5 protein-coding genes are annotated in these 4,304 nt (G+C 67.1%); 3 read left to right on the top strand and 2 right to left on the bottom strand.

What is annotated here, in order from left to right:
- On the top strand, positions 1-363 hold a 363-nt coding region (locus tag AC1DYI_RS28050; protein WP_477207405.1), incomplete at its 5' end, for a MerR family transcriptional regulator.
- Positions 360-785, top strand: a complete 426-nt coding sequence (locus tag AC1DYI_RS28045; RefSeq protein WP_477207404.1) for a nuclear transport factor 2 family protein — start codon at positions 360-362, stop codon at positions 783-785. The genes AC1DYI_RS28050 and AC1DYI_RS28045, both read left to right, overlap by 4 nt.
- A gap of 3 nt (positions 786-788) precedes the next feature.
- Here AC1DYI_RS28045 and AC1DYI_RS28040 read toward each other — a convergent pair whose 3' ends face one another.
- On the bottom strand, positions 789-1,673 hold the full coding sequence (locus tag AC1DYI_RS28040; RefSeq protein WP_477207403.1) for an alpha/beta fold hydrolase: 885 nt from the start codon (positions 1,671-1,673) through the stop codon (positions 789-791).
- A gap of 137 nt (positions 1,674-1,810) precedes the next feature.
- On the opposite strand from AC1DYI_RS28040, the gene AC1DYI_RS28035 reads away from it, so the two are divergent.
- Positions 1,811-2,722, top strand: coding sequence for a LysR family transcriptional regulator (locus AC1DYI_RS28035; RefSeq protein ID WP_477207406.1), 912 nt, complete (start codon positions 1,811-1,813; stop codon positions 2,720-2,722).
- Here the strand turns inward: AC1DYI_RS28035 and AC1DYI_RS28030 are convergent, their stop codons facing one another.
- The gene (locus AC1DYI_RS28030) at positions 2,723-4,123 is read right to left on the bottom strand and encodes a DUF3943 domain-containing protein (RefSeq protein WP_477207402.1); all 1,401 of its coding nucleotides are present in this window, start codon (positions 4,121-4,123) and stop codon (positions 2,723-2,725) included.
- Positions 4,124-4,304 lie beyond the last annotated feature (181 nt).

Genomic DNA, 4,304 nt, shown 5'->3' with positions numbered 1-4,304 from the left:
GGGCTGGTGCCCGGCGTGCAGCGCGACACCGGCGGCCGCCGCCGCTACAGCGAGCTTCACGTGGGCTGGCTGCTGCTGATGGACCGGTTGCGCCGCACTGGCATGAGCATCGCCGAGATGCGCGAATACACCGCGCTGGTGCAGCAGGGCAAGGCCACGCTGAAGCAACGCCAGGCGATGCTGAAGGCGCACCGAGAACGCGTGCAGCAGACGATTGCCGAATGGACCGAGGCGCTGACCCTGCTCGACGACAAGATCGATTTCTATGGCACGTGGATCAGCAGCGGCAAGCGGCCGCCGCTGGACACGCTGACCACCATCACGGCCACCCCTTCACCAGCCCGGAAAGGCAAGACACGATGAAGCGCGAACTCGATGCCCCCACCACCACCCAGCGCAACAAGCAGCTATTGCAAGCCATCTTCACCGAGCTGGCCCAGGGCAACGGCCGCCCGTTTCGCGACGCGATGGCCGACGACTTCTGCTGGAAGATCGCCGGCCAGGGGGCCTGGTCCCGCGAATGGCGGGGCAAGCAGGCGGTGCTGCAGGATTTGCTGAAGCCGCTGTACGAACGGTTCGAGACGAMCTATACCAACCAGGCCGACGACTTCATCGCCGAGGGTGACAAGGTCGTCGTGCAGTGCCGCGGCAACGTGATGACCAAGAGCGGACAGCGCTACGACAACCACTACTGCATGGTCTTCCGCGTCGAGGGCGGGCAACTGCGCGAGCTGGTCGAGTACATGGACACCGAGCTGGCCGCGCGCGTGCTGGGCGTGCCCTGAAGCTCAGATCGAGTCGATGAAGGCGGCGACCAGCGGTGCGATGGCCGTCACGTCTTCTTCCAGTGCGAAGTGGCCGGTGTCGAACAGGTGCACCGACGCGTTCGGCAGGTCGCGCTGGTAGGCGTGGGCGCCGGCCTCGACGAAGAACGGGTCGTTGCGGCCCCACAGCACCAGCGCCGGCGGCTGGTGCTCGCGCAGCCAGGCCTGCCATTGCGGGTACTGCGCGACGTTGCTGTGGTAGTTCAACGCCAGGTCGACCTGGATGCGCTTGCGGCCGGGCAGTTCGAGGAACTGCTGGTCCATCGTCCAGCCGTCCGGCGAGATGTTCTCGGGCTGCCGCGCACCGGTGAGGTACTGGCTGCGCGTGACCTCGGGCGTCAGCACGCCCATCACCGCATCTTCCGCCCCGGGCGCTCCGGGGCGCAGCGCAGCCAGGTCACGCGCCATCGCGCTCATGCCTTCGGCGTAGGCGTTGCCGTTCTGGATCACCAGGCCGGCAAACCACTCAGGGTGGCGCATCGCGATGCGAAAGCCCACCGGCGCGCCGAAGTCGAACAGGTAGGCGACGAAGCGGTGCAGGCCCAGCGCGTCGCAAAAGCCTTCGATCACGTCGGCCAGGCTGTCGAAGCTGTAGGTGAACGTGCCGCCGGCGGTCGCCGGTGAAGGTGCATCGCTGTAGCCGAAGCCGGGGTAGTCGGGCGCGACGACGTGGTAGCGATCGCCCAGCGCTTCCATCAGGCGCTTGAACTGGTACGACGACGACGGAAAGCCGTGCAACAGCAGCAGCGTCGGCGCATCGGCTGGTCCTGCCTCGCGGTAAAACACCTTGAGCCCATCGACGTCGACATGGCGGTGGGCGATGGTGGGCAGACGGAAATTCGTAGTCATGGTGGTCACCGGAATAACGATGTCAGTCAGCGTAATGGTCGGTGGTGCGAAACAGAAGGCCTAGAATTCTTGACGCACTGTCCACCGATGATGGAAGGTCCCCAGATCGAGGCAGTTTCCGCGGGATAGGACACCAAATCAGTTCGCTTGCCGACGTCAACCTGAACCGACTCGCGGTCTTCGTGGCCGTGGTCGAGGCCGGGTCACTCACCGCTGCGGCCGCCAGGCTTCGCGTGGCCAAGACCATGGTCAGTGCGCACATGCAGCGGCTGGAAGAGGAGGTGGGAGCAAGCCTGCTGCTGCGCACGACCCGCTCGCTGCGCTTGACCGAGGCCGGCGAAGCCTTCTACGACGCCGCCAAGCAGATCGTGGCCGATGCGCAGGCGGCGATCGAAGCGGCGTCACAAGCAACCAAGGCGCCACGCGGCACCTTGCGCGTGACAGCGCCGATCGATTACGGCGCGATGGTGCTCGCTCCGGTGGCAGTGGCGTTGCAGCGGCAATACCCCGAACTGCATGTCGAGCTGCTGGCCGCCGACCGCGTGATGGACCTGGTGGCCGACCACATCGATGTGGCCATCCGTGTCGGCAGGCTGGCGGACTCAGGCCACCGTGCGACGCGCATCGGCAGCTTTGTCGACCGGTTGGTGGCGAGCCCGGCGCTGCTGCGTGAGCGGCCGGCACCGGCATCACCGTCTGACTTGGACAGCTGGCCGTTCATCGCGCTGACGGTGCTGCCGCATGCGGCGGCGTGGACCTTCGCCACCGAGGGCCAGGAACCGATCGACGTGCGCTTCCGCCCAACGATGTCGACCAACACCGCGTCGGCGTTGCGCAGTGCTGCGCTGGCCGGCGGCGGCTTGGCGATCCTGCCGGATTTCGTTGTCGCCGACGATCTGGCGGCCGGTCGCCTGGTGCAGGTGCTGCCGGCGTGGCACCTGCCCACCGGCGGCGTCCACGCGGTGTTCCCGGCGGCGCGCCACATGCCGCGCAAGACGCGGGTGTTGATCGATGCGCTGAAGGCCCAGGGCGGCACCGACGACCGCTGATCAGTGGTCGGTCGCTGCCTCGGTGGTGCGCCAGTCCACGGCTTCGACCCCATGTTGGCCGAGCAGCGTGTAGTAGATGCCGACCGTTCCCAGCGTTTGCTGACGAGTGCCAGGTGCGGACGGGTAGTCCGCTTCGCGGTGCGACCAGACGTAGTTGACGCCGATGGCATGCCGCCCCTGGAGGCGCCAGGTGAGCGCGGTGGCGATGCGCGAGATGTCGTCACGCCCGGCCGCACGGCGGTTGATGTTGCCCATCGAGACCATCCGCGCGGAGACGTCGAGCATCATCCGGTCGCCGCCGATCACCCGCAGTGCCAGGGCAACCTGCGGTGCCATCCCGTAGTGGTATTCAGAGGTGTCGGTCACCACCTTGCGCGCTGTGCTCGCGGCTGAATAGCCGAGCCCGACCAGCGCCGTTCCCTGCAAGGCCACTTTGGGCGACACCCACCACTGGCCGGTGGTGCCGAGCGACAACGCGGTCGTCGAGACGTGGAAGATCTGCGGCGACAAGTAGTCGTAGCCGGCGTAAAGCCCCCAGATGCCGCGGTAGTTGTCGCCCACCGCGTAGTCGGTGCCGAACAGCAGCCCGCGCGAGCCGAGCGCTTCAACGCCGTTGGCGCTGGACAGCAGGGTCTGGAAGCTGAAGTAGTCGAACGGGCGGCTGTAGTGGTAGCCGGGCTGACCCGGCAGGCCGTAGTCGAGCGTGTAGTCGGCCTGGAAAGCGTCGGTCTTGAAGTCGTGGGCGAGGCCGAAATCCTCTCGCACCGCGTGGGACCAGCCGAGGTTCAGCCGGCCGCTGTAGGCGGGGTTGTGGTCGGAGAAAGAGCCCTCGAAGCGCGAGCCGAAAGCCAGCCGGTTCAGGCCCACCGACGGTGAAATGGCCGCTGCCAGCCACGGGCGCCAGCTGTCGGGCAGGTCGCTGCGGTCTTGCACCAGCCGGGCCATGCGGAACAAGGGCTCGCCGAGAAAGCTGCCGGCGATGCCGCTGGCGATCTGGTCGTTCTTGGCCGGTGGCGTCTTCTCGCCGGTGATTTCCCACCACGCGCTGCCGACGAAGGTCAGCGCCGATGCTTCCCAGTAGCTCAGCCCGGTCGAGCGGCCCGCGCCGTGGTAGAGCGAACCCTGGTAAGGGTGGGCGAACTGGTTGACTCGGAACGGGTCGTTGTCGACCACCCACGGCCCCCGCAGATTGCGCCGGATCGACGACCAACTGACGTCGTAGTCCGACGTGCCGCTGAACTGCCGGTTGTAGTTGCTGAGCAGCAGGTCGAAACCGACGATTTCAAGCGCGGGCCACAGATAGCTCTTGTCCGTCTCAGTCGTCGCTGCGTCCCCGTCGGGCTGCTGAGCTGCGGCGGCGAATGCCGTGGAACACAGCAACGCGAAAAGGGCGGTGCGCATGCTGGGGCACATGGCAAGCGCCGTGCCCAGCCATGCGTCTCTCGATCTCGGTGGCTACTGGGGACAACGCAGCACCGCGCCCTGCATCGTGCAGGTGCCGCGTGGGCCGATCAGGTTCGGCCCCGACTTCTCCAGGCGCGTACCGTCGCTGGCCCAGCACCCGGTGGCGTCGCATCCTGTC

The organism is Ideonella sp. P3_A4 (assembly GCF_056403075.1).
This window is presented reverse-complemented; position numbering and strand designations above follow the sequence as displayed.